We start from the raw sequence: 25,139 nt of genomic DNA on the forward strand, positions 1-25,139 counted from the left end.
TACTGGTTTTGTTCCCACTGTCGGCAAGAAATGCCAAATTTTGAGTATTCGTCTAAGAAGGCACGAGCTTTATCTACTCAAGTTGCTCGCAAACCTAGACCTTCAAGGGCAATTTCGCCTGTAGAATTGCCAGTAAAAGCTGTAGTAGAAAATGCCATTGCCCTTAAAGTTTGAAAGAAAATGGGTAATGGGTAATTGGTAATTGAGTAAAAGGTTATTTGCATCCCGTAAGTATTTATGCAGGATTATATGAGGCATTCTTTCCATTCCCCATTACCAATTCCCCATTACCCCATTCCCCATTACCAATTCCCAACTTACTTAGGCGCTTGAAAGCCAGCTTTTTCTGCTGTTACTGTATCTTTAAAGCAGATATCCGGCTTAACTTTGTCGTAATCAAGCGAGTTGGCAATGTGGTATATATTGCCTCGCTTCTTCGTTACCTTGCCCTTAACAAGTGCATTATTAGGACAAGTAGTTGCGTCTGTAGGTTTTACCCCAAGCTTTGCTGCTTCAGCGGGAATAGAAGCATTACTTCCTGACTCGCCGGAGTCGTTAGTTGAACTTCCAGTTGTGGTGCCAGGACTCGCAGTAGCGCCGACATCGGGTGTTTCAGCTTTTTTACCACAGCTGGTGAGCATTAAAACGGCTAACAACAAAAGCCCGATAGTAGATTGACGAGGTTTGAGTAGATTGTTCATGTAGCAAAAATATTCTAGCCAACTGTAACTTGGTCAGTGTTGACATCGGTAGCACCGCTAACCCCGCTTGCGATCGCCACCATTTCATCTAAAATTTCTTGACTGGGGACTTGCCCTTTTAACACAACTGTGCTTCCTGTCTGAGCGACGTATAGCGAATCAATATCATCAAACTGAGAGTCTTCGTCAAAAGCAAGCGCAACTCGTTTTGCTAAACCACTTTGATCATATTCTCCATTTAATCCCACTCGCTCTAGTGGAATATCTTCCCCTGAATCATCAGCAGCAACTGGTTCCGGATTGACTTGAGCATCATCCGGTTTTTCCATACCAAAAAGTCTTTGTAACCAACCCATAATTAAATGTTCTCCTTTTTATTTACGAAAATTGGTAATTGGTAATTGGTAATTGGGCATTGGGCATTGGGCATAGGTTTGGCTGTGCGGTCTTGGTGTCGGACCAAGTAAAGCACCTGCCGTCATTGGGCATGGGGCATTGGGGAAAAATTCCCCTGCTCCCTGCTCCCTGCTCCCTGCTCCCCCTTGTCCCCCTTGTCCCCCTTGTCTCCTTGTCCCCCTTGTCTCCCCATTCCCCATTACCGACAGACTTGTTGCAGGGTAGCAGTGAAGTCTGGATAGGAAATAGCGGCTGCTTCTGCGCGTTGAATGGTAGTGGTACCAGAAGCAACTAGAGAGGCGATCGCTAAACTCATGGCAATTCTATGATCTGTATGGCTATCTACATCAGTCCCCACTAAAGAAGTACCGCCTGTAATTTCCATACCATCGGGTAATTCGGTAACTTTTGCACCCATTTTAGATAGTTGCTGTGCCATTACTGCAATGCGATCGCTTTCTTTTACCCGTAATTCTTCTGCATCTTTAATTACTGTTGTACCCTCGGCAAATACTGCCGCTACCGCCAAAATCGGAATTTCATCAATTAATCTGGGAATCAGATCCCCTTCAATCGTACAGCTTTGCAGACGGACCGAACGCACTCGTAAATCGGCTACTGGTTCCCCAGCAACTTCGCGCTGATTTTCCAGTTGGATATCAGCTCCCATCATCGCCAAAGCTTCTAAAATACCTGTGCGGGTAGGATTAACGCCGACATTTTCCACCACCAAATTAGAATCGGGTACAATTGCCCCAGCTACCAACCAAAAGGCAGCGGAACTGATATCCCCAGGTACAACTACTTTTTGTCCATACAGTTGAGCAGGACCGGTAACAGTAACGCTATTCGTGTCTGGGTCAACGCTAAGTTTTGCACCAAACGCTCTTAACATTCGTTCGCTGTGGTCGCGAGAAAGTGCTGGTTCGGTGACAGTAGTTTGTCCCTCGGTCATCAAACCCGCTAAAAGAACGCAGGATTTAACTTGGGCAGAAGCGATGGGTGATTGATAGTGAATTGGTTTGAGAGCAACTCCTGCAATTGCTAGAGGTGCTAAAGAATTATTTTTGCGTCCCCAAATTTGTGCCCCCATTTGTTGTAAAGGTTTCACAACACGAGACATCGGACGCGATCGCAAAGAATCATCACCGGTTACAGTAAAAAAGCCCCCCGGATGAGAAGCTAAAATTCCTAACATCAATCGCAGTGTCGTACCAGAGTTGCCGGCATTTAACACATCAACTGGTTCTCGCAAATTCCCTAAACCAATACCCTTAACCCGCACTAATTCTGTATTCAGTTCCGAAATTTCTGCACCCATAGCTTGAAAACAGCTAGCAGTGCTGCGGGGATCTTCTCCTAAAAGAAGTCCTTGAATTTCGGTTTCACCTTGAGATAGTGCCCCCAACATCAGAGCACGATGGGAAATAGATTTATCTCCCGGTACTCGGATGCGACCCTGTAAAGATAGACCCACAGGGGGTCGCTGGATAATTAAGTTTTGAGAAGCGTTTTCTTTAGTTTCTACGGTTATAACTGAAGCCGACATTAGGATAAACTGGCTTTTAACTGCATCGGAAGTTGACAATTTGGCAAAGCTAATGCCGCCGCAGGTTACTTCCTTCTTAGTATCGTATCGCTTTCTGCTGTATGAAACTTACTGAAATCCCAATCAAGATGAATTCAAGAGTCAGAATGTAATTAGGTAGCTTTTTACACCGCTATCTAAGAGTGAAGACCGTCTGAAGAAACGCAGGAGTGCAAAAACGCCGTTTATACAGTCCGCGCAGTTTACCACAGAATTTAATTCACAAATTCTGACTTTTGACTCGTAACTCCTAACTTTGCTCCTCCTGTACAGACGCGACCGGTCGCGTCTCTACAACTTTGCGCCTCCTGACTCCTGACTTTTAATGGCTATTACCTGAAAGTCTTTACAAGCAAAGCTTCCGTAGGAGCTTTCGCGCCTAAAAGCCTGATTTTTGCTTTTTAAATTGAAATTCTAGCTGTTTTTATCCTGATTTGTCTCAATCCCAAATCAGCAGATTCAGTTAATATTAAGCATGTTTTATTAAGTTGCTTACCCTGAAGAAGCTACGCCTAGTATTGATTTCTTTTTGTTCAATAGCTGAAGTGCCCATTACGCTCCCATGCTCACCCATCATCGCAAGCCCGTGTGCTTATCACTCATTTCCACAGACCTCCCTGTTTGGTCTGTTGTTGAAACAGCCGGCACATTGTATCAAAAAGATAGTGACCGGTTCCATTTATTATTGACTGCACCACCCTTAATTAGTTGCGAAGTAACGACTCCCCCAAGTCCAGAAGATACCCCTCACCCAGGACAGCGCAAAGCTTATCCTCCCAGCAGTCCCAGGATCTTATGGATGGAAATTTCACCTTACCGGGTAATTATGACTATGCAAGGAAACGCTCAGTTAAGTTACCGTCACTTCTGGGAACAAGGCGTTTATGGTATTACTCGTTATTGGTTGCCTACAGAGTCATTACATCCTCACGAACCCATTCGCTTACGCAATTTTACTCGCCGCCTGACTCTCACCGGACACCCTTTGCCAGAACATTTGCGGGTAGAATACGAATTGTGGGCAGATAAAATCCAACTGGGATGCTATATCCTCAATTTGGAAATTAAGCATTGATGTTAGTTGATAGTGGTTAGTTGATAGTGGTTAGTTGATAGTTGATAGTTGATAGTTGTTAGTTGCATTTTTTCCTAACCAACAACTCCTAACTCCTAACTCCTAACTCCTAACTACTAACCCCTAACCCCTAACCCCTAACCACTAACCACTAACCAAAATAATTCGGTTCGTTACCAGGTTTCCATTTAATATTGCAACCGATACTCGGTTTTTGTTCGCTGGCAACTGGTTTACCTGCTAAAACAGCTTCAATTGCTGCGCGTAAATCTGTACCTGTTACAGGTTTATCATTACTTGGACGGCTATCGTCTAATTGTCCTCGATATACGAGTTTCCGCTCTGCATCAAATATAAAGAAATCAGGTGTGCAAGCTGCTGTATATGCTTTTGCAATTTCCTGAGTTTCGTCATAGCACAAGGGAAAATTCAACTGAAGTTCTGCTGCCATTTCTTTGAGAAACTCAGGTGCATCAGCCGGATATTTATTAACATCATTGGCGCTAATTGCCACAATTGCCAAATCATTGGGAATGTAATCTTTTCCCAACTGTGCCAATTCTGCTTTTACATGCTTGACAAATGGGCAATGTTGACAAATAAACATTACCAACAGCGCTTTTTTGTCTGCAAAGGTCGCAAGCGATATTGATTTGCCAGATACTACATCCGGTAGATGAAAATCAGGGGCTTGAGTGCCTAACGGCAACATGGTTGAAGCAGTTAAAGCCATAAGTTATTTGATGCCTTTATTTGAAAAACTGCTTTGACTATTAGTTATTTTCAAACAATACCATTAAATGGGACTCTTTACTGAGGAGCCAGTCGCGTGTAAAGGCATCCTCCGCTCTGGCAACTAGCGTGACTGGGTACGATGTCAGAAAAATATTAAAATTTGTGAATAAAAATAATCTGTTGAGGATGAAGTACCAGATAGAGATATGATAATGAACCGATCAAACGTTTAGGAGCGATCGCGCACTTTGTGTAGTAGGAAAAGAAATATTAAGCTGTCGCCCTGTACGTAGGCATAATTGGTGCAGCTAAACTTTTCTAAAATACTTGGCGCATATTAATTCGACTTGTACAGACTAACGTGGTATGTTAACCAAGCTAGTTTTTTTTGACTTTATAGCCAACCAACCATGACATTAGCGGGTAAGGCAACCCAATTTGAGTATAAAGCACTGTACAAGCCCAACCAGCTTATTTATGGTTTAGGTCAGACAGCAGTGATTACAGGGTGGACAGTAAAGCAGGCGATCGCTAAACACCTGGACAGTAGCGAGTATGCTGTTATCGGACAGCTATATTCACCCACAAGGGGGATAAACTTACTGATTCGCAATTTGCTTTATAATCCCCATGTTCGCTTTTTAGTTGTTCTCAACGCCACAAAGGAAGACAAAAATGCCGGTGCTGGAGAGTGCTTGCTGGACTTTTTCCGCAACGGCTTTGAAGAGGGTGTGTGTGACACCGGGTTGCGCTGCTGGGTAATTCGTTCAGCTATTCCTGGATATATTGATCTTGAAGTTGAAGCTACTGCTTTACAACAACTACGGGAATCTGTCAAGTATTGCGAAGCTAAATCTATCACTGAAGCAGTTGATCGAGTTAAATTTTATGCCCAATCCGAAGCGCTTGAAGCGTGGGGTAACAAATTAGAATTTCCACTGTCCACTGTTCAACCGAATATTTTACCAGGACCGCGCTACGGACACCGAATAGAAGGTAAAACAATAGCTGAAACTTGGGTAAAAATAATCCATCGAATTAAGACGACAGGAACAATTAGACCAACTGGCTATGATGGACAATGGCAAGAATTAATTGATTTGATGGCAGTTGTGACTGATGAACCAGAAGACTTTTATTTTCCAGAACCGAATTATTTACCGGTTGACCGCAATTTTCTTCAAGAATACATTTCGCAGATTTTAGATGATGCACCATATCGGGAAGGGTTGAAATATACATACGGTCAACGTTTACGTTCTTGGTTTGGACGTGACCAAATTGAGCAAGTAATTCAAAAGTTGATTGGAGAAATTGATGCTGCTAGTGCAGTAATGAACTTATGGGACGTGAAAGACCACGATAAAGGTGGAAGTCCATGTCTTAATCACATTTGGCTCAGAGTTGTAGATAATGAATTATCTTTAACTGCGACTCTCAGAAGTAATGATATGTTTGCTGCATGGGTAGCGAATGCAATGGGATTAAGAGCTTTACAACAGCATATTAGAAATGAAATGCAAGAGCGTTCTAAATATGACTTGAAAATGGGACCATTAATCACCATCAGTCAGTCAGCTCATATATATGACGATACTTGGAGTAATGCCGAACAGTTGATTCAAAAACAATATGCCACTATTTGTAGAAAAATAGATTACTACGATCCAGCCGGAAACTTTTTAATAGAACTGGACGAAAGCAAGATAGTTGTTACGCACACAACCCCTGGTAGTGGTGAAGTTGTGGGTTGTTATTCGGGTTTTGATGCCTTGAAATTAATTAGAGAAATTTGTGCAGCTTCACCGTCAATACGTCCAGATCATGCTGGATATTTGGGAATGGAATTAAACAAGGCAGCTGAGTGTTTGAAAACAGGTAAGCAATACGTTCAGGATAGTAAATAATGGCTTGTGATGACCAAAGACCAACGTGGGATGAATACTTTCTTATGTTGGCTAAACTTGCAGCTACTCGCTCAACTTGCCTTGCTTTTCCGGTGGGTGCTGTGATTGTTAAAAATAAGCAAGTTGTTGCAACGGGTTATAATGGCTCACCATCAGGTTCGGCTCATTGTACAACTCAAGGATACTGCTATCCGGGATTGAGTAGTTGCGATGCTAGCAAGACTTTACCATCAAGAGCCGTACATGCTGAAGCGAATGCGATCGCTCAAGCAGCCAAACATGGTATCTCCACTGATGGTGCAAGTATTTACGTGACTTTAGAACCTTGTCTATCTTGCTTAAAATTAATTATTTCAGCAGGAATTAAAGAAGTTTTTTACGAAACTGCTTTCAACGCTGGAGAAAAAGCTTTGGTGCGAGATTCTTTTGTTAATGAAGGCTTAGTTATTCTCAAGCAGGTTAAACTGTCTGAATCTACAGCAAAAAGAGCAACTGACTTATTCCTGCTATTTTCTACATCTGTTGTAGGTTCTGACATGTTACAAATTCGATAAACTCAAAGATACCATTATTTTCGCTTTACTATGTTTAGTGATACAGATATCAAACAACAAATAGAGGAGAGAAGAAATAACTCAACAAAAGGAATATTTATAGATCCATTTGAAGACAAGTATTTGACTCCTGTTGGTTATGACTTGAGAGTAGGAGTAAAAGGATTCTCATGGAAGAATAAGCGGGAATTTGATATAGAACAAGATAAGGGAATTGAGATTGAACCCAATGATACTGTAGTCATTGAAACTTTAGAGTCTGTGAGTCTTTCTAAAGAAGTCGGAGCTACCATACATGCAATGGCTACAAGAGCCATTCTGTATGGTTTATCTCACATTTCTACTACCATAGATCCAGGATGGACAGGCAAGCTTTTAATTTCAATTCACAACTACCGTGATAGCTCTGTAGAACTTAGATTTAGAGATTCTTTCTGTACAGTTTGTTTTTATAAAGTAGAATCTGAATCTAAAGTACCTCTCGGACGACCTGTTGACAGGGATGACTTATGGCAGCAACTCATAGAAATATCCAGGCAAGAGAAAAAGAAGCAAAAAAGAGAAAATATCAATCGTAATATAGTCATATTTTCTTTGACTGGAATTGTTTTAGTTGTTGGTGTTTCAATTTCTTTAAAAAATCCAGAGTTGGGATCTGCTTTAGCAGCATTTCTAGCATTATTTAGTCCCTTTGTTTACGATCAAATAAAATCTAAATAAATTCCTCATTATTCTCAAGATAAAGTATGGTTGTCAAATTGAAATCAGCAAAATCTACCTGATTAAATAAGAAAATATGAATGCAGCTAAAACGCGTGTATACATATCTGGTGCGTTGACAGGTGTTGAGAACCCAGCAGTAATTAAAGCTTTCTATGAAGCTATTGGCTTGCTTTGCGAGGAAATAGGATTTCTGGCTTATGTTCCGCATATAAACACCGACCCCATCAATCATCCTAATATCAGTCCTCGCCATGTTTTTGAGACTGACAAGCACCAAGTCACCACCTCAGATTTAATCATAGCTTACCTTGGCTTTCCTGCTTTTGGCGTAGGTATGGAACTAGCTTACGCCGAAAGCAAAGGCATTCCTATTATTCTCTTATATGAAAAACACAAGGTTGTATCCAGATTCCCACGCGGTATCCCCACTGTATTGTCTGAAATCGAGTTCAGCGACTATCAAGATGCTTTAACTCAACTTGAGAATGTTTTGAAACAGTGGAGAAGACAGTAAATAAAATAATTCTTGCCAGCACCGTCTTCTTCCACTTAAGTTTTGAGCTATTCAATATACGGCTTTAATTAAGGTCGATGACTGCGACGGATTTCTGTGATTTGATCTGCTACATCTAGAAGAGATTTTGGCATCTCTGGTCCTGTGAGAATGATATCGACATTGGCAGGGCGTTTTGTGAGAAAGGCTAAAACTTCGGTTTCGGGAATTAAGTTAAAGTTAATCGCCAAACTTAACTCATCTAAGACTACGAGAGAATACTTACTTTCACAAACTAGTTTTTGTGTATGTTGCCACAAATCTTGTAATGATTGGATTTCAGTATCTTCTAAATGTGGTGTATCGATACAACGTGGCAAATCACAGCGAATCCAATCTAAGTTTTGTCCCAACTGTATGGGGTGCTGGTGTCCTTGATTAATACCACCTTTGAGAAACTGCACTACTAACACTGGTGTGCCTTGACCGGCAATTCTCAGTGCTTGAGCCATAACGCTAGTAAAAAAGTTACGATACGAGCTAGTGAAAACTTGTACTAGTCCTTCAACTGGATATGGTAAGTTAAAAGTCGAATTTACGTTTTTGGATTCTAACTGGGCAACCATGATGTGATGTTAAATAAAAGACAAATGATTAAAGCGCTTTTGCGGTCGGTTTTTTCTGGCAACTCTGCTTGTACAATCAAGCTATTTTTAATAAAGTGTGGTGTATTTGCCAACTCGATTTATAGTCAATCACTACGTTTGCGCTAAAGTCAAGACTAGTTAAGATTTATATTATTGCTTGTTGTCAGTTCATTAATTGTCAAAATGAGAACACGTATCGTCAAGTTTAGAGCAATTAAAAAAGCTATAACTGTAGCTGAAAATTACTAAATGTTATATTGCCTGTTTGTTTGGGCAAAACAGATTATTGTTGGTTATTAATTTGACAATATGAGGAGTGAGTATTTGTGAGATTTGTGATTTTGGGAGGTTCAGGTTCGGGAAAAAGCACTCAAGCGCAAAGGCTTTGCAGACACTTTGATATTCCGTTGATTTCCACAGGCGAAATTTTAAGGGAGGCGATCGCTAATATAAGCAGTAATGGTCGCCATGTGCAGCCATATCTGGAAAAAGGTGAGTTAGTCCCAGATGAAACGACGATCGAGTTTATCCGAACTTGGCTGAACAAAAATGATATCAACAGTGGTTGGGTGTTAGAAGGTTATCCCCGTACAGCTTTCCAAGCTGAAGAATTGGATTTTTTATTGGACGATTTACAGCAAAAGTTAGATTGGGCAATTTATTTACAAGTACCAGAAGCGGTTATGGTTACTCGCTCTAATGGGCGATCGCTTCCGGATGACCAACCCGAAATCGTTGGGCGCCGCGTTGAGTTATTCTACGATCGCACTATGAACATCTTAGAATATTACGATCGCCGTCGTCGCCTATTAACTATCAACGGCGATCAGTTACCAGAGATGGTAGAGCAAAATATTCTCACTCTTGTGTCAGTTTCGTAAGAGGAAAGTGGGGGAGGGGGGGAGTGGGGGAGTGGGGGGACAAGGGAGACAAGGGAGACAAGGGAGACAAGGAGACAAAAAGACAAAAAGACAAGGAGACAAGGAGACAAGGAGACAGGGGGACAGGGGGACAATTCTTTCTTTCTATTACCCATTCCCCATTACCCATTCCCCATTCCCCATTACCCAATTCCCCATTCCCCCCGATCCCATTTTCAAGGCAGGTCTACAGTATTCTATATAAAAGTTCTGAGGCAACTTAAATGGCTTGGCAGCGTCCAGACGGTCGGCAACCTTACCAACTCCGTCCCATCAGCTTTGATGCCGGTTTCACTCGCTTTGCACCCGGTTCGGTGCTGACAAAATGCGGTGACACTCAGGTACTTTGTACAGTTAGTGTGACTGAAGGAGTGCCGAAGTTTTTAAAAGGAACTGGCAAAGGTTGGCTGACTGCGGAGTATCGAATGCTGCCAGGAGCTACGCAGCAACGGCAAGAACGGGAATTAATGAAATTGTCTGGACGAACGCAAGAAATTCAACGTTTGATTGGACGCAGCTTAAGGGCAGCGGTTGATTTGGAGGTGTTGGGAGAACGAACGTTGACTATAGATGCTGATGTGTTGCAAGCAGACGCAGGAACTAGAACAACAGCGATTACAGGCTCGTTTGTGGCGTTAGCTCATGCGATTTCTAAATTATTGCAGCAAGGAACGTTAGAGCGATCGCCTTTGGTAAAACAAGTAGCAGCAGTTTCTGTCGGGTTATTGCAAGGAGAGCCATTTTTGGATCTAAACTACCTCGAAGACGTAGCCGCTGATGTGGATTTCAACGTCGTGATGAATCAAGACATGGGGATAATCGAAATTCAGGGAACTGCGGAAGAAAACAGCTTTAGCCGTATCCAGTTAAATCAGCTGCTAGATTTCGCTGAAAAAGGAATTCAGCAATTGTTAATCGCGCAACGAGAAGTGATTGCCGATCCTAGCTTGTTTTTGGGGAATTGGTAATTGGTAATTGGTAATTGGTAATTGGTAATTGGGCATTGGGGAAGAAATTCCCCCTTGTCCCCCTTGTCCCCCTTGTCCCCCTTGTCCCCCTTGTCTCCCCATTCCCCATTCCCCACTCCCCATGATGTTAAGAGTTTCAAAAGGTAAAAAGGAGGATTGTCAAAATTTCGCTATTGTATTGCACAGAAGCCGGCAACGTGAGGATGAAGTCATGAGCAAAAAAGTTGAAGTTCTATCGGATCAAGCAGCGTTAATTGCGCGATCGCTTGAATTGATTTTATCTAAGCTGGAAACTGCTATTCAAGAGCGGGGACGGTTTACAATCGCTTTATCTGGCGGTAGCACACCTAAGCCGTTGTATGAAGCGATCGCTAATCAAAAACTGACATGGGATAAAATCCATGTTTTTTGGGGAGATGAACGTTATGTCCCATCAGATCACCCCGATAGCAACGAATTAATGGCGCGTCGTGCGTGGTTAGATCGCGTTGATATCCCAGCAACGAATATTCACAGCACCCCGACTCTCGATGGCGATCCAGCGGTGTCAGCAGCCAAGTATGAAAAGCATCTGCAAGAATTTTTTCGGACTTCGCCTGGAGAATTTCCTTCCTTGGATGTAATATTGCTAGGAATGGGTGATGATGGACATACCGCATCTTTGTTTCCGCACACAGAAGCGTTAAAAGTAAGCGATCGCTTGATTACTGTGGGCAACAAAGACGGAAACCCCCGCATAACCTTCACATACCCCTTCATTAATGCTGCTGAATGCGTGATGTTTGTTGTCGCTGGGGCTAATAAACGCCCAGCTTTAGCTCAAGTCTTCGCACCCAATGCTTCAGACTTTACTTATCCATCTCGCTTAATTCAACCCCAAGGAGAACTTTGGTGGCTGCTGGATGCGGCAGCAGCGCAGGAACTAAAACAAGGATGAAGAATGAAACAGAATTCAGTTCTTGTGGATTCAGTCTTTCAGAATGTAATACAAGTAGAGTTTTCTACTGACATTATGTAAACTGCCTGTATAAGCGGGGGTCTTAAACCCATTCATTCGCAGCTTCGCACAGAATTCATCCGCTCATTCTGGCTTTTGAAAAACTGAATTCTTGATAAAATAACATTCGTGTTGTTTTATACTATTTTGCTGACACTTCATCCTTCAGTAAGTAATTGGTAAAACCAAAAGCTATCGCTTTTTTCCTGTTCCTTGAGAGCGGATTTTTCTCTGCTTACCAGCATTATTTTACGATGATCTTGAACAAAGGCTTAAATCGATGATCGTCTGCCCTAACTGCAATCACCCCAACCCGGACGGCGCTGTCCAATGTGAAGCTTGTTACACTCCGTTACCAACGACAAGTAACTGTCCCAGCTGTGGAGCAACCGTACAAGCAGATGCAGCTTTCTGCGGTCAGTGCGGTTATAACCTGCACCAAAGCGCAGCCGCAGCAGTTGCACCAACCGTCGCGCCGGAAATACCCTTGGAAGTACAGCCGTCAGCTACGCCTGACCCACTGTTAGAACTTTTACGACCAGATCCCTTAGGAGTCAGCGCAACTCCCAATTCTCAGCCTGCTCCCTCACCTTTACCACCAACAGCGGTGGCAGCACCCCCAGAAAGCAGCACCCCACCAGCACCACCACCAACGATCGCCGCTCCACCAGAACCGGTCGCATCACCACCCGAACCGATCACAGCTGCGCCGGAACCGGTCGCACCCGCACCACCCGCCCCGGAACCCGTACCACCCGCACCAGAACCGGTCGCAGCACCCGCAACTGTCGCCAGAACCCAATTACAACAGGTAACAGCGCGGTTAGTTCACGTCCAAAGCGATAGACAAATTGAATTGCCGCAAAGTCTCTCCGTGATTCATATCGGCAAACAAAACGACCGCATTCCCCCGGATGTGGATGTATCAGGATTTACTAATTCTGAAATAGTATCACGGATTCATGCAGATATTCGCGTTGAGGGAGACGCTCACTATATCGAAGATGTAGGTAGTTCTAATGGCACTTACATTAACAATTTGCCATTGTTACCAGGAAATCGACACCGCTTGCGACCAGGCGATCGCATTAGCCTGGGTAAAGGAGACATGGTAACATTCCTGTTTCAAATATCTTAGGCTCGCTCATTAATACTGGACACTTTCCGCTCAAGGCAATCTCCCCTTTCTGGCGTAAAATCCCAATCCTTTAAGACTCCTGGTTGAGCTTCGTAGTGGGCAATTTATTGCCCAACAAGCGCGTTAAAACGCTTACTACGAGCAATTCAATCAAGGAATGAAACACCTTAAACAGACAGTTAGCATAGATGAAACTACACTATGATGCAGTTAGGATAATTACCTTAAGGAAAGTGACCCATGAGCGAACGTTGGAAAGATTTTGAACCCTTGCTCAAAAATGAAGCCCCGTCTGCTGTTGACCGTATGGGGCTTACCTGGCTAATTGCAGCGGCGATCGCCACAATTATCTTGTGGCAATTACCCGCAGGCGCTTACATTTTATACCCATTTACCATCCTGGCAACTTGGTTTCACGAAATGAGTCACGGCTTGATGGCGCTGCTTTTGGGAGGACAATTTCGGAAATTAGAAATTTTTGGCGATGGATCAGGTGTAGCAAGTTATGCCATGTCTTTATCTTTAGCACCAATTGGACCGGCACTAGTAGCAGCCGCAGGACCAATGGGACCACCGATCGCTGGATCTGCTTTAATTTTGGCTTCGCGTAGTTTCAAAACCGCAACGCTAAGTTTAAAAATTTTAGGTGGTTTTTTACTGCTTTCAACATTAATTTGGGTACGATCGCTTTTTGGATTAATCGCAATTCCCCTACTAGGTTTAATTATCTTAGCGATCGCCTTTAAAGCACCGCGTTGGTTACAAGGATTTGCAATTCAATTTCTCGGTGTCCAAGCTTGTGTAAGTACTTACCATCAACTTGACTATTTATTTAGCTATAGTGCAGGTCCCTTAGGACTTTCAGATACAGCGCAAATACAACAGCGCTTATTATTACCTTATTGGTTTTGGGGTGGATTAATGGCGATCGCATCCCTCGTCATCTTAGTCCAAAGTCTCCGCATTGCCTATCGTTCGCGCTAATGGGTAAGAAAAACTATGAAAAAGCGGTGTCGTTGGTTTATAAAGATTTAATATTAAATTACAAAGTATTTTCGGGAGCAACGTGAAGAAAGTTATTATTGTTGGCGCTGGTCCTGCTGGAGTTTTACTGGCACATTATTTATTGCGTCGCGGCACTCAATATAAAATAGAAATCTACGAACGCCGTAGTGACTTACAAAAAGTTTCTTTGGCTAACTCTAGAACTATTCCTTATGGCATCAATGATAGAGGACTAAGAGCTTTGAGGAAAATAGAGGGGTTAGAAGCAGCAGTTAAAGCAACTTGTGTAGAAAATCATGGCAGCATAATATATCAAAAAAATAAAATATTAGAGAATCGGTCTAAAAGAAAATATTCATTTAACACTGACCGAACTAGTATATTAATAGCTCTCTTGTCACAATTAACTGACAAATCCGACAAGAAAGTTGAAATTCACTATGATTGCAAATGCACTAGTGTTGATTTTGAAAGTAAAACTCTGAGATTTGAGAAAGTTCAAGAAACAGTACCAGAACAGACAGAAAAGTTTACGGTTGATTATGACCTATTGATCGGTGCAGACGGAGCGCGTTCAATAGTGAGAACGCATCTTCTCAATACCGAGTTTTTTGAATTTCAGCAAGAGTATGCTTATGCTTGCTACAAAACAGTTTTCTTATTAAGTAACAAAGAAAAAACAAGCAAAAACTTAAAAGCAAACTATCTTAATATCTGGAGAATAGAAGAAGGTATTACTTTTGGAATAGTGCCTCAACTAGACGATAAGTTTATTGGGATTTTATTCTTCCCACAAAAGACAAATAAAGTAGTTAATTTATCTACTAAAGAAGAGGTAATGGCATTCTTTCAGCAGAATTTGCCAGAGGTTGTGCCGCTAATTTCTGAAGAAGAAGCAGAAGCTTTCCTGAAAAGACCGATAGGAACACAATTAAGAACACGCTGCGATCGCTATCATTATGGTGACAGTGTGCTAATTCTTGGAGATGCTGCTCATGCTGTTTCTTCGAGTCTTGGTCAAGGTTGTAATAATGCTTTTGAAGACGTGCTAATCTTTGATAGCCTTTTAGATGAGTATTCCGATCAATGGGCTACTGCTCTATAGCAGTTTACTATCCGCCGGCGACCAGACGCATATGCCTTGTGGGAACTAGACGCAAATGTTATACCTGCATCTAAAACTTTATTTACTGAATTTATCTTGAGGGAAAGTCTTGCGAAGATGATGAATAAACTATTTCCTCAGTTTTTTGTGCCTCCTTTGCGAGAATTATTATCTGCTAGTACAATTCCCTATTCAGATATTCTTAAGTCCTATCAAGGTTGGATATCAAAAGTCAAAAATTCTCATAAAAAGTTTTTGAATTAAACAATATTATTAATTATCATCTTGTTATAAATGATATTTGTATAATATTGAACTCGTTACTCATCAACTTTTTGACTTTGCGAAAATATTTATGTATGGTTCGTTTTTTTCACAACTCCTCCACGGATTGCTATATATCCACCCCACCTCCCCTGCCCTTGGACTGAACCTGGACAAAAATGGACAGCCTTGTTTTTTAGATCCGCGATACCCAACGATACCCTCAGATGAAGGCTGTCCATTTTTGTCTATCGTTTGTGAAACCCTCACTCCTTCCTCTGTGCAATTCTCAACTTCGCAGAGCGCGATCGCACATTGTTGACAATTTCATCTTGTTTAGCAGTAATTGGCTTTTTTGTCAATACCCTTAACAACGGTGAATTTCTCAAACCGTGTTTCACCAAACGGTCTTCCAAACTGTGAAAACTGATAACGACAATTCTGCCACCGGGTAAAAGCGCTTCTGGGGCTTTTTCTAGAAATGTTTCTAAAGACTTTAACTCGTCGTTAACGACAATGCGTAAAGCTTGAAACACGCGAGTAGCTGGGTGAATTCTGCCATAGCGGTATTTGGGGGGGACAGAATAAGCGATCGCCTCAGCTAACTCTGTCGTCGTCTGAAACGGACGTTTTTCGACAATTCGTCTGGCAATGCGTCGCGAAAGTCGTTCCTCACCGTATGTAAAGAAAATATTTGCTAACTCTGTTTCATCCCAATCATTAATCACATCAGCAGCTGTTAACGATTGTCCTCGATCCATCCGCATATCTAAAGGAGCGCTAGAGCGAAAACTAAAACCCCGTGACGCTGTATCGAGATGGTGAGAGCTAACGCCCAAATCGGCGATAATACCAGAGTAAGTGCTTGCAGGAAATCTGTAAACCGCAAAATTGCTCTTGATGAATTGTATGCGATCGCCAAACTCCCCTAATTGCTTTTTTGCGGCAATCAAAGCATCCTCATCTCGATCCATTGCGGTCAATTGGGCATCTGGTGCAGCTTCTAAGATTAACCGACTGTGACCCCCACCACCTACGGTTGCATCTAAATAACGTCCACCAGGATGCACCGCTAAACCCTCAATTACCTCTCGACTTAAAACTGGCACATGAAAAAATTCTTGCGCCGCCATTTTCTCAATCTGAAGATCCATATAATTGAATATGTGCAACAAAACTAAACATCAAACACGCATCCGCCGCTACCCTCTTTAACTTACCTTGTAGGAGCATTTACACGAAGAGTAGTGAGCGATGAATCGCTCAATTTAACGACTGAAGTCGTTACTACGAACCACCAAATTTTTTTTGTTGGCTGATTTGGTACTTACGCGGTTCTATTTTAAATTTTCACGCGCAGCAGGGAGAACACTGAATTTATGGCAAGAATCGAAACCCGCACAGAACCGATGGTGCTAAACATGGGACCTCACCATCCCTCAATGCACGGGGTAATGCGGTTAATTGTCACACTCGATGGCGAAGATGTCATCGACTGTGAACCGGTCATCGGCTATCTACACCGGGGGATGGAAAAAATTGCCGAGAACCGCACTAATATTATGTACGTCCCCTACGTCAGTCGGTGGGACTATGCAGCGGGAATGTTTAACGAAGCTGTCACCGTCAACGCTCCGGAAAAACTAGCCAATGTTGCCGTTCCCAAACGCGCTAGTTACATCCGCGTCATCATGCTGGAATTGAACCGCATTGCCAACCACTTGCTGTGGTTTGGTCCATTCTTGGCTGATGTCGGCGCACAAACTCCGTTTTTCTATCAGTTCCGCGAACGCGAGTTAATTTACGATCTGTGGGAAGCTGCCACAGGTTATCGGATGGTAAATCACAACTACTTCCGGATTGGTGGTGTCGCGGCTGATTTACCCTACGGTTGGATAGATAAATGTTTGGATTTTTGCGACTATTTTATCCCAAAAGTAGACGAATACGAACGCTTAGTTACCGATAACCCGATTTTCCGCCGTCGTGTTGAGGGTGTTGGTACAATTACTCGCGAAGAAGCAATTAACTGGGGATTATCTGGTCCGATGTTACGCTCTTCTGGGGTGCAGTGGGATTTGCGGAAAGTTGACCACTACGAATGTTACGACGATTTCGACTGGGATGTGCATTGGGAAACTGCGGGTGATTGCTTCGCTCGATACGTCGTGCGGATGCGAGAAATGCGCGAATCGGTGAAGATTATTCGTCAAGCGATCGCCAAACTTCCTGGTGGACCTTTTGAGAACTTAGAAGCCAAGCGCATGGCTGCTGGTAAAAAATCCGAGTGGGATGCTTTTGATTACCAGTATATTGGCAAGAAAATTTCCCCCACCTTCAAAATTCCCAAAGGAGAAATTTACTCCCGCGTCGAAAGCGGTAAAGGTGAACTGGGAATTTATCTCATAGGCGATGATAACGTCTTCCCTTGGCGGTGGAAAATTCGCGCTGCTGATTTCAACAACGTGCAAATTATACCTCATTTACTGCGAGGCGTGAAGTTAGCAGATATTGTCGTAATTCTCGGCAGTATTGACATCATCATGGGGTCAGTAGATAGATAGGCAATAAGCCTCTTTCTCGTTTCTCGTTCCCAGGCTCAAGCCTGGGAACGCAATTATAGGGGCTGCTGCCTCGTAACTTTTAAAAAAAGTGCAATATTTCAACATAACCCAATTATTGTAATTATATTAGTTCATAAATAAATGTGATTTTTAACACACTCAAAGTTCTTATTAAATAATAATTAAAAACAGTGTTTATGACGGAGATTTTGGGAAAATAATGATAGTTTTATATTTTATTTATATTTTTGCCTTGTAGCTATTGTAAATTCTTAATTTTTTATTTTAAATTTGCCAAAACAGTTAACTGGTAATATGATTGCAGAAAAAATTAATCGCTGTTGTCAGGTAGGGATTTATTTAGATAGAGGTCTGATAAGTTACCATATAAATTCAAGAATATTTACTGAGCAGTCATTTGGAACCTGTGGAAATTGATTCACATTTCAGATTTGACCCTAGTTCAAATAGGCATCATGACAGGGGTTTACAAAAAGTACTCGATCGCCTTTCTCAAACAATCGAGCGGGATGCATTAGTTAGACAAACAACGAACCAACTCCGAGAGTTACTTCAGGTTGATCGGGTGGTTTTGTATTATTTTTATGGAAAGTGGTCCGGACAAGTAACGTTTGAATCTTTGAGCGATCGCGAATTGTCAATTTTAGGTTCAACCGGACCTGATGATTGTTTTAACAATGAATATGCGGATATGTATTTAGCAGGAAGAGTAAGAGCGATCGCTGATATAGAATTAGAACCAATCCAGCCTTGTCACCGAGATTTTCTTCGTAATTTACAAGTTCGCGCTAACCTAGTTGTACCAGTTTTGATTCCTAGAGGATTATGGGGATTGCTAATAGCTCATCACTGTCAAGCACCTCGCTCTTGGTTAGCATCAGATATTGAACTCATGCAACAAAAAGCACAAAATATCGCCACCGCTTCTTGTATTTTAGGAAGTTAAATGGGGCATTGGGGAGGCAGTGCGGTCTTGGGGTCTCCCCAAGTGGAGCACCTGCCGTCATTGGGCATTGGGGAGGCAGTGCGGTCTTGGGGTCTCCCCAAGTGAAGCACCTGCCGTCATTGGGCATTGGGGAGGCAGTGCGGTCTTGGGGTCTCCCCAAGTGAAGCACCTGCCGTCATTGGCAACTATCTTGATGAATAAACCATGTATAGTGTAGAGTTTTGATACCAGTAATATTTAGGATAAAAATTATCTTTCGTAATCCATATTGTTGTAGTCGAAAGTGGTTTTTTGATAAAAGCTTTCGGACTATTGCTATCCTCCGATTCTCTTGGCTTGAAATCACCGGGTAGCTTATTTTTGAACTCGTCATATTTAACTAAATTTTGCTTTTTAATTAATATTTGAAAATACTCTTTTGGCACATTGACAGCAATTCGCGCCTGTGGGTCGGGAGTATCAGCAATAATGTCATACTGTGAAGTACCCCAATCTGCTTCGCCGAGGTTGGGGCGAGTCCTTCCCAAGACTTATGTGGACAGCCTTGTTTAATAGATCCTCGATCCCCCACGATAACCTCGGATGAAGGCTGTCCACATTTGTCGTGGGTTGTTGCAGGGGTAGTGGTTAGTTGTTAGTCGTTAGTGGGTAGTTGTTATTAGAACAATCAACAACCAACAACCATCAACCATCAACCATCAACCATCAACCAATAACCAACAACCATCAACCCTTCGGGTTCACCACTTGCTTCAAGTCGGCATCCCCGCCCAACGCAGTGGTTCACCATCAACTATCAACCAACAATCATTAACCATCAACTAACCACTATCCACTAACCACTAACAACTATCCACTAACTAATGACTAATTTGAATTCTCGCTTCCGGGCTGAGTTTTGCTACCTGATTTTGATCACGCGGTTTGCCAATGGTGAGCGCGTAGTTAAGTGCTAACAACCTCAACCACAATGCAGGATTTTGGGTTTCTAGCCAAGGCTGGATTCGCTTGAGGAAGCGGGGAAACCATCGAATCAGTAAAGCGCTATTAAGGGCGTAACGACCAAAGTTAAAATAGTTACCCAGCCACCGCATTAAATCTTTTGGTCCTGCAAGTTGCCAAATCCACAGCAACAATGCCGGATTTGTGCGAGCTGCTTTTAGTGCTAAACGGTTAAAGGTGAACCAATCGCATCTATCTTTAATGAAATTATCTGCCACTTCTAGGGGTTCGTCTGCTAATAACCCAAAGAAGGTATTTAGCATTGAGTTAATCCGTTGCGGTGGTAAAAATTTCCCTGTGGGAACCATCATTCCTTTGGAAAATAACCAAGTTACGGAAACGTTACTTTGGTAAGCGCTAATTTGGTTCAGGTGTCGGAAACTGAGCAAATCATGCTTGAGGGCTACATCTAGAAGTGTTGTTAAACGTTCCAAGTTGCGAACTAAAGAACCAAAGCCGGTAAATACCAGGGGAGATTGCAGAGAAGCGGCGTCACCGATCGCTAATAATCGATCAAAAGCAACTTTGCGATCGCCATTTCTCACACTAAAATATCCTGGTATATATCCGAATGTCGGTTTTTTCCACACCAGCTTATCCATATCGCAGCGTCGATACTCTGGCAAAATTGTGAAAAAGTCCTCGTACATTTCCAGCAACGAACCGGGATTTTGCCGATTTACTTCGTGGTAATGAAATAAATAAATCGTCAATTCTTCACCTGCTCCGGGAAATAATTCCCAAATCAACTGTCTTCCACGCGAAATATCCCCGTGGCTGTTGAGAACGTCGCCATACTGCGAATCCCACGCCCCTGGCTCAAATCCACCGTCAATTACTGCTCCCACCGTTGGACAAACACTGTCAAAAGCCCGACCGCCATTTAATTGCCAAGCGATCGGCGAAGCAGTTCCCATCGCATCCACCAGCACTCGCCCACTAACTTGCTTTTCAGTTTGACTGGGTAAATGCTTGACATTAATTACTACTTGTGTATTACTAATATCTGCACGGATAAACTCTGTCTCATCCCAGATTTCACCGCCAGCGGCTTTGAGCTTTTGTCCGCATAATTGCAGCCATTTATCGGAATCCAAGGCTACATTTAGCACAGTGGGAGTGTGCAGTATAGGCGATCGCAACTTAGGAGGATTATTACCATCAAAAAACTTATTAAATCCGTCTTTGTACTCCCGCGCAATGATAGATTCCACCTCAGCGGGAGTCACCAAACCCAAATTAATCAAGCTTTGAATTTCATCGCGAGAAATATTCCATTCCCGATTCATCCTTCCAAAAGGCAATCTCTCCACTAACAGCACCTTATACCCCAGTTGCGCCATCACCGCCGCATGAATCGCCCCTAAAGCACCGCCGATGTAGATTAGGTCGTATGTGGGGGAGGAGGAGGGGGAGAGGGGGGGAGTGGGGGAGGGGGGGAAAGAATTACTATTTTTCTCGTTGTCCCCTTGTCCCCTTGTCTCCCTGTCCCCTTGTCCTCCTTGTCCCCCTTGTCCCCTTGTCTCGCTGTCCCCTTGTCTCTCCTCAAAGATTACCTCACGCGGTTGCTTGGGATTACGCACACCTTCGCGCCATCGTTGTTCCCACCAGTAAGCGCGTTGCAGGTCATATTCACCTTTGGGCATTTTCTGGAAATACTTGACGGTGAGAGGATAATAAGGCGCTAGCGCTGAAAAAATTGATTGTTTGGATAAATCAATTGGTGGCGGTTCCGGGTAATGGTGGGGAAAGCGGCTTCTGATTTGATTAGTCAAGCTTTGTAAGATTTTCCTTTCATGAGGGAAAGGTTTATCTCCCCAACGGAAAGCTTTTAAATACGTGGTTCGCTGTACCGCCCAGACAAATACAGAAATTTCTGTAGGTAATTTTTCGGAAATTGTTGCCTCATCCGTTGTAGTATGTGGAATCTTTAAACGTAAACCTGAGGGGGTGAGTACTTTTTCCCCAGTATCTGGTTGAAAATCTGCTTGCAACCACTCGCGTACAGCCGTTGTATCCGGAGTGGGAATTTCTAAATAAAGTATTTGTTTCATTTTTCTGACATTTGCGATGAATCTACTCATTAAGACAGATTTAAGAAAGGAAGCAATTAAGGTAAACTCCGCCCTATCGGTCGAATAAAGATTCAGTGAAGAAACTTTAATAGTTTGTCAAATTCGTTCTTCATTTTGTAATTATCTGTAAACGCACGCCATGAATTATCCCATCCCACACAGTCCCCAAGAAATTATTAACTTACGACAAAACCCCGTTGATGAAGAATTAGTTGCAGCTGCGATCGCCGGAGTAATTAAAATTGTCCGCTCTCAAGGTCAATCTTTAGAAGAATTAACAGCTCAGGTGTTAGCAGATGACCAAATGCTGGATAAGCAACAACGACGCTGGTTGAGTCAAGTAGTCACCCAAGCTTGGGAAACTATCTCATAAAAGATAGCGCTTGCCGATTTTTTCACCGATCTTAAAGATTTTAGTAGTTAAGCTGTCGCTATGGTGCGCCTTTTGCTAAATTGCCGCAAAGAGTGCTGTGGGTGTGGGAGTGTTAAATGCTTGTTCGGGATTGGCAATTTAGCTAGTGTAAAGTTGGAATAAAAGTCAGAAATTTATGTGAGAATTCGTAGTCAGCGCTGAAGCGCTTCAGCGCTGACTACAAAACTAATACCCTCAACTAGAAGCATTCAGCGCTACTTCAGCTTGTGAATGCAATAACAAACCATATTCCAACCCTTCCACCACCGCATGATAGGAAGCCTCCAAAATGTTGGTGGAAACTCCTACCGTCGTCCAGCGTTGATGACTATTGCGCGATTCTACCAAAACGCGGGTTTTCGCTGCTGTACCCGTATGTCCGTTAAGAATCCGCACTTTGTAATCTGTCAATTCAAAAGCGCCAATTTGCGGATAGAAGTTCACCAAAGCTTTGCGTAACGCCGCATCCAAAGCCGCAACCGGTCCGTTACCTTCCGCTGCTTCGAGAATATCCTTATCGTTTACAGTTACTTTCACTGTCGCTAAAGCGCTGGTACTTTCTTTTCCTTCCACTAAGTCACAGTGTACTTGCCAGCCTTTAATTTCAAAAAATAAAGGACGTTTTTCCAAACCTTCGCGCATCAGCAACTCAAAACTTGCCTCCGCTGCCTCAAATTGATATCCTTCACTTTCCAAATCTTTCAAGCGTTGGAGAATTTGCCGTGCTTGTGGATTTTGCTTATCTAGTTCAATCCCAAAACTGCGGGCTTTTGCCAAAACGTTACTGAGTCCGGCTTGTTCGGAAATGACAATGCGACGACGGTTGCCGATTTGTTCTGGCTGAATGTGTTCGTAAGTTAAGGGATTGCGTTCTACCGCTGAAACATGGATACCACCTTTATGGGCAAATGCCGATCGCCCGACAAAAGGGGCATGTTCATCAGGTGCAAGATTGACAACTTCGCTGACAAAGCGACTCGCTTCTGTTAGCTTAGATAGCTGGTTTTCTTCTATACAGCTATAACCTAGCTTCAGTTGCAAATTGGGAATCAAAGAACACAAATTAGCGTTGCCGCAGCGTTCACCATAACCGTTAATTGTACCTTGCACCATCCTTGCCCCTGCCATCACAGCGGCTAAGGCGTTAGCAACTGCCGTATCTGAATCATTATGAGTGTGAATGCCAATTTGGGGGACTGGGAATTGGGAATTGGTAATGGGTAATTGGGAATTGGTAATTGGTAATTGTTTCTTACCCATTACCCATTCTCCATTACCCATTACCCATTCCCTATTCGCCTTTACCACATCTTGGACAATTTGGCTAATTTCGTGTGGTAAAGTTCCGCCATTAGTATCGCAGAGGACGAGCCATTCAGCACCAGCCGTAGCTGCTGCCTCTAATGTCTGTAAAGCGTATTCCCGATTGTGTTTGTAGCCATCAAACCAGTGTTCCGCATCGTATATAACGCGACGACCATTAGCGCGAAGATACTCAATAGTATCGCGAATCATCGCTAAATTTTCTGCTAAACTTGTCTTCAGACCTTCTGTGACGTGTAAATCCCAAGACTTACCAAAAATTGTCACCCAGCGAGTACCAGCAGCAAGAATGGCTTGCAGCATTGGCTCATCTGCCGCATTGGTGTTTGGTCTTCTGGTCGAGCAAAATGCAACAATTTCTGCTACTTTTAGCGGATCTTCTTGTAATTGCCAGAAAAACTGTACATCCTTAGGATTTGCTCCGGGCCATCCTCCTTCAATAAAGGGTACACCAAGCCGATCCAGCCTGCGAGCAATGCGTAGTTTATCTTCTATAGACACTGATAGCCCTTCGCGTTGAGTGCCATCCCGTAGCGTGGTGTCATAGATCCAAAGTGGGGGTGAGGGATTTTCGGTCATAAAAGTACAATAGAGACAACTAGAAAAGCGATGTGCCAATATACAACAAAAAGCCAGCTCGGAAATTTGAATGCCTAAGGTACTAGCTCAAGGTAAAACAATTGAGTGCGAGAAGAAAGCAAACTTACGGAAAGTTTTGCTGCACAATGGTATTGACCTCTACAATGGCGGCGCATCATTCATAAACTGTCGGGGTATTGGCAGTTGTGGTACTTGTGCCGTCAAAGTAGAAGGAGAAGTGTCAGCGGCTAATTGGCGTGACAATGCCAAGAGCGATCGCACATGCCTTACCATTCTCCTACATGAAACCTACGTAAGAAAAGCCAAACTCAGGTTTTAGGCGATGTGAAAGTAACAAAATTTGATGGGTTTTGGGGACAAGGTTCTCAAATAGTGTGGACAGCAGAAGGTTAAAAAGGAGATAAAAACATGGGTAGATGGACACCGCTAATTCTTATGGCTGGAGGCTTGGCAATTTTGCTAGGTACATTGTTAGGTATAAACTTTCCTATGGGTGGACAAAATGCAAGCGCTCCACCTGTCAGGGGTAGATCCGAAGTCTTACCTGCCAATCTTAATGTTAATAGCAGTGGCACGAGAAATCAGGGCGAAAATCGCAACAGCGTTGCTCAGAATAACTCTCAAGAGTCAACTAGCGAAAATAATCAAGAGCAAACCGATAACACTCCAGACCCAACCCCTGATAATTCTCAATCACCCGACCAATCAACTGATACAAATTCCGGCGGACCAGTTCGCGCTTTATGGTAGGAACTACAAGGAGTGATTTGGGAATTGGGAATTGGTAATTGGGCATGGGGCATTGGGCATTGGGAATTGGGAAAAAGAGAATTGGGAATTGGGAAAAAGGTAATTGGTAACGCATTTTTTCCCATTCCCCATTCCCCATTCCCCATTCCCCATTCCCCATTCCCCATTCCCCATTCCCCATTCCCCGTGTTTGTTCAGAGTTATGAGTTGTTAGTATCTAAGAACTAATA

The 25,139-nt window shown here is 43.0% G+C and carries 29 protein-coding genes and 1 pseudogene; 19 read left to right on the top strand and 11 right to left on the bottom strand.

All coding sequences use genetic code 11. The features are described 5' to 3' along the window. Positions 1–30: 30 nt before the first annotated feature. Positions 31–174 carry a hypothetical protein gene (locus PI95_RS37135; RefSeq protein ID WP_163518715.1) on the top strand — a complete coding sequence of 48 codons (144 nt, stop codon included), beginning with the start codon at positions 31–33 and terminating at the stop codon, positions 172–174. A gap of 143 nt (positions 175–317) precedes the next feature. Here PI95_RS37135 and PI95_RS08545 read toward each other — a convergent pair whose 3' ends face one another. Genes PI95_RS08545 through aroA form a run of 4 tightly spaced genes read right to left on the bottom strand, consistent with a single transcriptional unit; the run spans position 318 to position 2,646 of the window. Then, on the bottom strand, positions 318–701 hold the full coding sequence (locus PI95_RS08545; RefSeq protein WP_039747416.1) for a sunset domain-containing protein: 384 nt from the start codon (positions 699–701) through the stop codon (positions 318–320). A gap of 14 nt (positions 702–715) precedes the next feature. After that, entirely contained in the window at positions 716–1,057 is a 342-nt protein-coding gene (locus PI95_RS08550; protein ID WP_039747415.1) for a BON domain-containing protein, read from the bottom strand. 18 nt (positions 1,058–1,075) lie between these two features. Beyond that, positions 1,076–1,297: a hypothetical protein gene (locus PI95_RS08555; RefSeq protein ID WP_163518723.1), complete on the bottom strand. Its 222-nt coding sequence runs from the start codon at positions 1,295–1,297 to the stop codon at positions 1,076–1,078. After that, the gene (gene aroA, locus PI95_RS08560; RefSeq protein ID WP_039747414.1) at positions 1,297–2,646 is read right to left on the bottom strand and encodes a 3-phosphoshikimate 1-carboxyvinyltransferase; all 1,350 of its coding nucleotides are present in this window, start codon (positions 2,644–2,646) and stop codon (positions 1,297–1,299) included. The genes PI95_RS08555 and aroA overlap by 1 nt, the downstream gene beginning before the upstream one ends. Positions 2,647–3,247: 601 nt before the next feature. Here aroA and PI95_RS08565 point away from each other — a divergent pair. After that, the gene (locus PI95_RS08565) at positions 3,248–3,760 is read left to right on the top strand and encodes a hypothetical protein (protein ID WP_039747413.1); all 513 of its coding nucleotides are present in this window, start codon (positions 3,248–3,250) and stop codon (positions 3,758–3,760) included. Between the two features lie 151 nt (positions 3,761–3,911). Here PI95_RS08565 and PI95_RS08570 read toward each other — a convergent pair whose 3' ends face one another. Then, positions 3,912–4,493 (bottom strand): thioredoxin family protein, encoded by a 582-nt coding sequence (locus PI95_RS08570; protein ID WP_039747412.1) that lies wholly within the window; start codon positions 4,491–4,493, stop codon positions 3,912–3,914. Positions 4,494–4,905: 412 nt separating this feature from the next. Here PI95_RS08570 and PI95_RS08575 point away from each other — a divergent pair, with 412 nt between their 5' ends. The 4 genes from PI95_RS08575 (at position 4,906) to PI95_RS08590 (ending at position 8,193) form a co-directional block, all read left to right on the top strand. Next, positions 4,906–6,402 carry a thymidylate synthase gene (locus tag PI95_RS08575; protein WP_039747411.1) on the top strand — a complete coding sequence of 499 codons (1,497 nt, stop codon included), beginning with the start codon at positions 4,906–4,908 and terminating at the stop codon, positions 6,400–6,402. After that, the gene (locus tag PI95_RS08580) at positions 6,402–6,956 is read left to right on the top strand and encodes a deoxycytidylate deaminase (RefSeq protein WP_039747410.1); all 555 of its coding nucleotides are present in this window, start codon (positions 6,402–6,404) and stop codon (positions 6,954–6,956) included. Before PI95_RS08575 ends, PI95_RS08580 begins: the two co-directional genes overlap by 1 nt. Positions 6,957–6,986: 30 nt before the next feature. Next, positions 6,987–7,676: a dCTP deaminase gene (locus PI95_RS08585; protein ID WP_039747409.1), complete on the top strand. Its 690-nt coding sequence runs from the start codon at positions 6,987–6,989 to the stop codon at positions 7,674–7,676. Positions 7,677–7,752: 76 nt separating this feature from the next. Beyond that, the gene (locus PI95_RS08590; RefSeq protein WP_039747408.1) at positions 7,753–8,193 is read left to right on the top strand and encodes a TIR domain-containing protein; all 441 of its coding nucleotides are present in this window, start codon (positions 7,753–7,755) and stop codon (positions 8,191–8,193) included. 68 nt (positions 8,194–8,261) lie between these two features. On the opposite strand, the gene PI95_RS08595 is transcribed toward PI95_RS08590, so the two are convergent. Continuing rightward, positions 8,262–8,798, bottom strand: a complete 537-nt coding sequence (locus PI95_RS08595) for a P-loop NTPase family protein (protein ID WP_039747407.1) — start codon at positions 8,796–8,798, stop codon at positions 8,262–8,264. 347 nt (positions 8,799–9,145) lie between these two features. Between PI95_RS08595 and PI95_RS08600 the strand changes: the two genes are divergently transcribed. From PI95_RS08600 to rph, 3 genes are read left to right on the top strand one after another with little or no spacing between them, the layout of a single operon-like run. Then, complete coding sequence (locus tag PI95_RS08600) at positions 9,146–9,700, top strand: nucleoside monophosphate kinase (RefSeq protein ID WP_039747406.1); 555 nt, start codon at positions 9,146–9,148, stop codon at positions 9,698–9,700. A gap of 7 nt (positions 9,701–9,707) precedes the next feature. Beyond that, positions 9,708–9,944, top strand: a complete 237-nt coding sequence (locus PI95_RS08605) for a hypothetical protein (protein ID WP_163518724.1) — start codon at positions 9,708–9,710, stop codon at positions 9,942–9,944. 19 nt (positions 9,945–9,963) lie between these two features. Next, positions 9,964–10,707, top strand: a complete 744-nt coding sequence (rph, locus tag PI95_RS08610) for a ribonuclease PH (protein ID WP_039747404.1) — start codon at positions 9,964–9,966, stop codon at positions 10,705–10,707. On the opposite strand, the gene PI95_RS36715 is transcribed toward rph, so the two are convergent. Further along, positions 10,682–10,816 carry a hypothetical protein gene (locus PI95_RS36715; RefSeq protein WP_268896692.1) on the bottom strand — a complete coding sequence of 45 codons (135 nt, stop codon included), beginning with the start codon at positions 10,814–10,816 and terminating at the stop codon, positions 10,682–10,684. The two genes, rph and PI95_RS36715, sit on opposite strands and share 26 nt — an antisense overlap. A 102-nt stretch (positions 10,817–10,918) precedes the next feature. Between PI95_RS36715 and pgl the strand changes: the two genes are divergently transcribed. The 4 genes from pgl (at position 10,919) to PI95_RS08635 (ending at position 14,952) form a co-directional block, all read left to right on the top strand. Next, a complete protein-coding gene (gene pgl, locus PI95_RS08620; RefSeq protein ID WP_039747609.1) occupies positions 10,919–11,644 on the top strand; it encodes a 6-phosphogluconolactonase in 726 nt (241 codons plus the stop codon). Between the two features lie 340 nt (positions 11,645–11,984). After that, positions 11,985–12,842: a double zinc ribbon and FHA domain-containing protein gene (locus tag PI95_RS08625; protein ID WP_039747403.1), complete on the top strand. Its 858-nt coding sequence runs from the start codon at positions 11,985–11,987 to the stop codon at positions 12,840–12,842. A 240-nt stretch (positions 12,843–13,082) separates the two neighbouring features. After that, positions 13,083–13,826, top strand: a complete 744-nt coding sequence (locus PI95_RS08630; RefSeq protein WP_039747402.1) for a M50 family metallopeptidase — start codon at positions 13,083–13,085, stop codon at positions 13,824–13,826. Between the two features lie 82 nt (positions 13,827–13,908). Next, positions 13,909–14,952, top strand: coding sequence for an FAD-dependent oxidoreductase (locus tag PI95_RS08635; RefSeq protein WP_336507189.1), 1,044 nt, complete (start codon positions 13,909–13,911; stop codon positions 14,950–14,952). Positions 14,953–15,482: 530 nt separating this feature from the next. On the opposite strand, the gene rsmH is transcribed toward PI95_RS08635, so the two are convergent. Next, positions 15,483–16,370: a 16S rRNA (cytosine(1402)-N(4))-methyltransferase RsmH gene (gene rsmH, locus PI95_RS08640; protein WP_039747401.1), complete on the bottom strand. Its 888-nt coding sequence runs from the start codon at positions 16,368–16,370 to the stop codon at positions 15,483–15,485. A gap of 225 nt (positions 16,371–16,595) precedes the next feature. Here rsmH and PI95_RS08645 point away from each other — a divergent pair, with 225 nt between their 5' ends. Beyond that, entirely contained in the window at positions 16,596–17,780 is a 1,185-nt protein-coding gene (locus PI95_RS08645) for an NAD(P)H-quinone oxidoreductase subunit H (RefSeq protein ID WP_039747400.1), read from the top strand. Positions 17,781–18,207: 427 nt separating this feature from the next. Further along, the gene (locus tag PI95_RS08650) at positions 18,208–18,747 is read left to right on the top strand and encodes a GAF domain-containing protein (RefSeq protein ID WP_039747608.1); all 540 of its coding nucleotides are present in this window, start codon (positions 18,208–18,210) and stop codon (positions 18,745–18,747) included. A gap of 185 nt (positions 18,748–18,932) precedes the next feature. Here the strand turns inward: PI95_RS08650 and PI95_RS08655 are convergent, their stop codons facing one another. Both PI95_RS08655 and PI95_RS08660 read right to left on the bottom strand, forming a co-directional pair. Then, entirely contained in the window at positions 18,933–19,274 is a 342-nt protein-coding gene (locus PI95_RS08655) for a hypothetical protein (RefSeq protein WP_039747399.1), read from the bottom strand. Between the two features lie 333 nt (positions 19,275–19,607). Further along, on the bottom strand, positions 19,608–21,803 hold the full coding sequence (locus tag PI95_RS08660) for an NAD(P)/FAD-dependent oxidoreductase (protein ID WP_039747398.1): 2,196 nt from the start codon (positions 21,801–21,803) through the stop codon (positions 19,608–19,610). Positions 21,804–21,963: 160 nt separating this feature from the next. Here PI95_RS08660 and PI95_RS08665 point away from each other — a divergent pair, with 160 nt between their 5' ends. Next, entirely contained in the window at positions 21,964–22,197 is a 234-nt protein-coding gene (locus tag PI95_RS08665) for a hypothetical protein (RefSeq protein WP_039747397.1), read from the top strand. Between the two features lie 234 nt (positions 22,198–22,431). On the opposite strand, the gene cimA is transcribed toward PI95_RS08665, so the two are convergent. Next, on the bottom strand, positions 22,432–24,138 hold the full coding sequence (gene cimA / locus PI95_RS08670) for a citramalate synthase (protein ID WP_039747396.1): 1,707 nt from the start codon (positions 24,136–24,138) through the stop codon (positions 22,432–22,434). 70 nt (positions 24,139–24,208) lie between these two features. Between cimA and PI95_RS08675 the strand changes: the two are divergent. The 3 genes and pseudogenes from PI95_RS08675 (at position 24,209) to PI95_RS08685 (ending at position 25,137) form a co-directional block, all read left to right on the top strand. Beyond that, positions 24,209–24,552 (top strand): annotated as a pseudogene (locus PI95_RS08675) (2Fe-2S iron-sulfur cluster-binding protein). Positions 24,553–24,567: 15 nt separating this feature from the next. Beyond that, a complete protein-coding gene (locus tag PI95_RS08680; protein WP_039747394.1) occupies positions 24,568–24,909 on the top strand; it encodes a hypothetical protein in 342 nt (113 codons plus the stop codon). Between the two features lie 12 nt (positions 24,910–24,921). Next, positions 24,922–25,137: a hypothetical protein gene (locus PI95_RS08685; protein WP_163518716.1), complete on the top strand. Its 216-nt coding sequence runs from the start codon at positions 24,922–24,924 to the stop codon at positions 25,135–25,137. The last annotated feature ends 2 nt before the right edge of the window (positions 25,138–25,139 follow it).

Origin of the sequence: Hassallia byssoidea VB512170, from assembly GCF_000817785.2 — a bacterium.
Classification (GTDB): domain Bacteria; phylum Cyanobacteriota; class Cyanobacteriia; order Cyanobacteriales; family Nostocaceae; genus Hassallia; species Hassallia carrinoi.

What these genes read in the sequence shown, in the direction of transcription:
- PI95_RS37135 (WP_163518715.1), top strand. Translation starts at nt 31, where the DNA reads ATGCCAAATTTTGAGTATTCGTCTAAGAAGGCACGAGCTTTATCTACT.
- PI95_RS08545 (WP_039747416.1), bottom strand. Translation starts at nt 701, where the DNA reads ATGAACAATCTACTCAAACCTCGTCAATCTACTATCGGGCTTTTGTTG.
- PI95_RS08550 (WP_039747415.1), bottom strand. Translation starts at nt 1,057, where the DNA reads ATGGGTTGGTTACAAAGACTTTTTGGTATGGAAAAACCGGATGATGCT.
- PI95_RS08555 (WP_163518723.1), bottom strand. Translation starts at nt 1,297, where the DNA reads ATGGGGAATGGGGAGACAAGGGGGACAAGGAGACAAGGGGGACAAGGG.
- aroA (WP_039747414.1), bottom strand. Translation starts at nt 2,646, where the DNA reads ATGTCGGCTTCAGTTATAACCGTAGAAACTAAAGAAAACGCTTCTCAA.
- PI95_RS08565 (WP_039747413.1), top strand. Translation starts at nt 3,248, where the DNA reads ATGCTCACCCATCATCGCAAGCCCGTGTGCTTATCACTCATTTCCACA.
- PI95_RS08570 (WP_039747412.1), bottom strand. Translation starts at nt 4,493, where the DNA reads ATGGCTTTAACTGCTTCAACCATGTTGCCGTTAGGCACTCAAGCCCCT.
- PI95_RS08575 (WP_039747411.1), top strand. Translation starts at nt 4,906, where the DNA reads ATGACATTAGCGGGTAAGGCAACCCAATTTGAGTATAAAGCACTGTAC.
- PI95_RS08580 (WP_039747410.1), top strand. Translation starts at nt 6,402, where the DNA reads ATGGCTTGTGATGACCAAAGACCAACGTGGGATGAATACTTTCTTATG.
- PI95_RS08585 (WP_039747409.1), top strand. Translation starts at nt 6,987, where the DNA reads ATGTTTAGTGATACAGATATCAAACAACAAATAGAGGAGAGAAGAAAT.
- PI95_RS08590 (WP_039747408.1), top strand. Translation starts at nt 7,753, where the DNA reads ATGAATGCAGCTAAAACGCGTGTATACATATCTGGTGCGTTGACAGGT.
- PI95_RS08595 (WP_039747407.1), bottom strand. Translation starts at nt 8,798, where the DNA reads ATGGTTGCCCAGTTAGAATCCAAAAACGTAAATTCGACTTTTAACTTA.
- rph (WP_039747404.1), top strand. Translation starts at nt 9,964, where the DNA reads ATGGCTTGGCAGCGTCCAGACGGTCGGCAACCTTACCAACTCCGTCCC.
- PI95_RS36715 (WP_268896692.1), bottom strand. Translation starts at nt 10,816, where the DNA reads ATGGGGAATGGGGAGACAAGGGGGACAAGGGGGACAAGGGGGACAAGG.
- pgl (WP_039747609.1), top strand. Translation starts at nt 10,919, where the DNA reads ATGAGCAAAAAAGTTGAAGTTCTATCGGATCAAGCAGCGTTAATTGCG.
- PI95_RS08625 (WP_039747403.1), top strand. Translation starts at nt 11,985, where the DNA reads ATGATCGTCTGCCCTAACTGCAATCACCCCAACCCGGACGGCGCTGTC.
- PI95_RS08630 (WP_039747402.1), top strand. Translation starts at nt 13,083, where the DNA reads ATGAGCGAACGTTGGAAAGATTTTGAACCCTTGCTCAAAAATGAAGCC.
- rsmH (WP_039747401.1), bottom strand. Translation starts at nt 16,370, where the DNA reads ATGGATCTTCAGATTGAGAAAATGGCGGCGCAAGAATTTTTTCATGTG.
- PI95_RS08645 (WP_039747400.1), top strand. Translation starts at nt 16,596, where the DNA reads ATGGCAAGAATCGAAACCCGCACAGAACCGATGGTGCTAAACATGGGA.
- PI95_RS08660 (WP_039747398.1), bottom strand. Translation starts at nt 21,803, where the DNA reads ATGAAACAAATACTTTATTTAGAAATTCCCACTCCGGATACAACGGCT.
- PI95_RS08665 (WP_039747397.1), top strand. Translation starts at nt 21,964, where the DNA reads ATGAATTATCCCATCCCACACAGTCCCCAAGAAATTATTAACTTACGA.
- cimA (WP_039747396.1), bottom strand. Translation starts at nt 24,138, where the DNA reads ATGACCGAAAATCCCTCACCCCCACTTTGGATCTATGACACCACGCTA.
- PI95_RS08680 (WP_039747394.1), top strand. Translation starts at nt 24,568, where the DNA reads ATGGGTAGATGGACACCGCTAATTCTTATGGCTGGAGGCTTGGCAATT.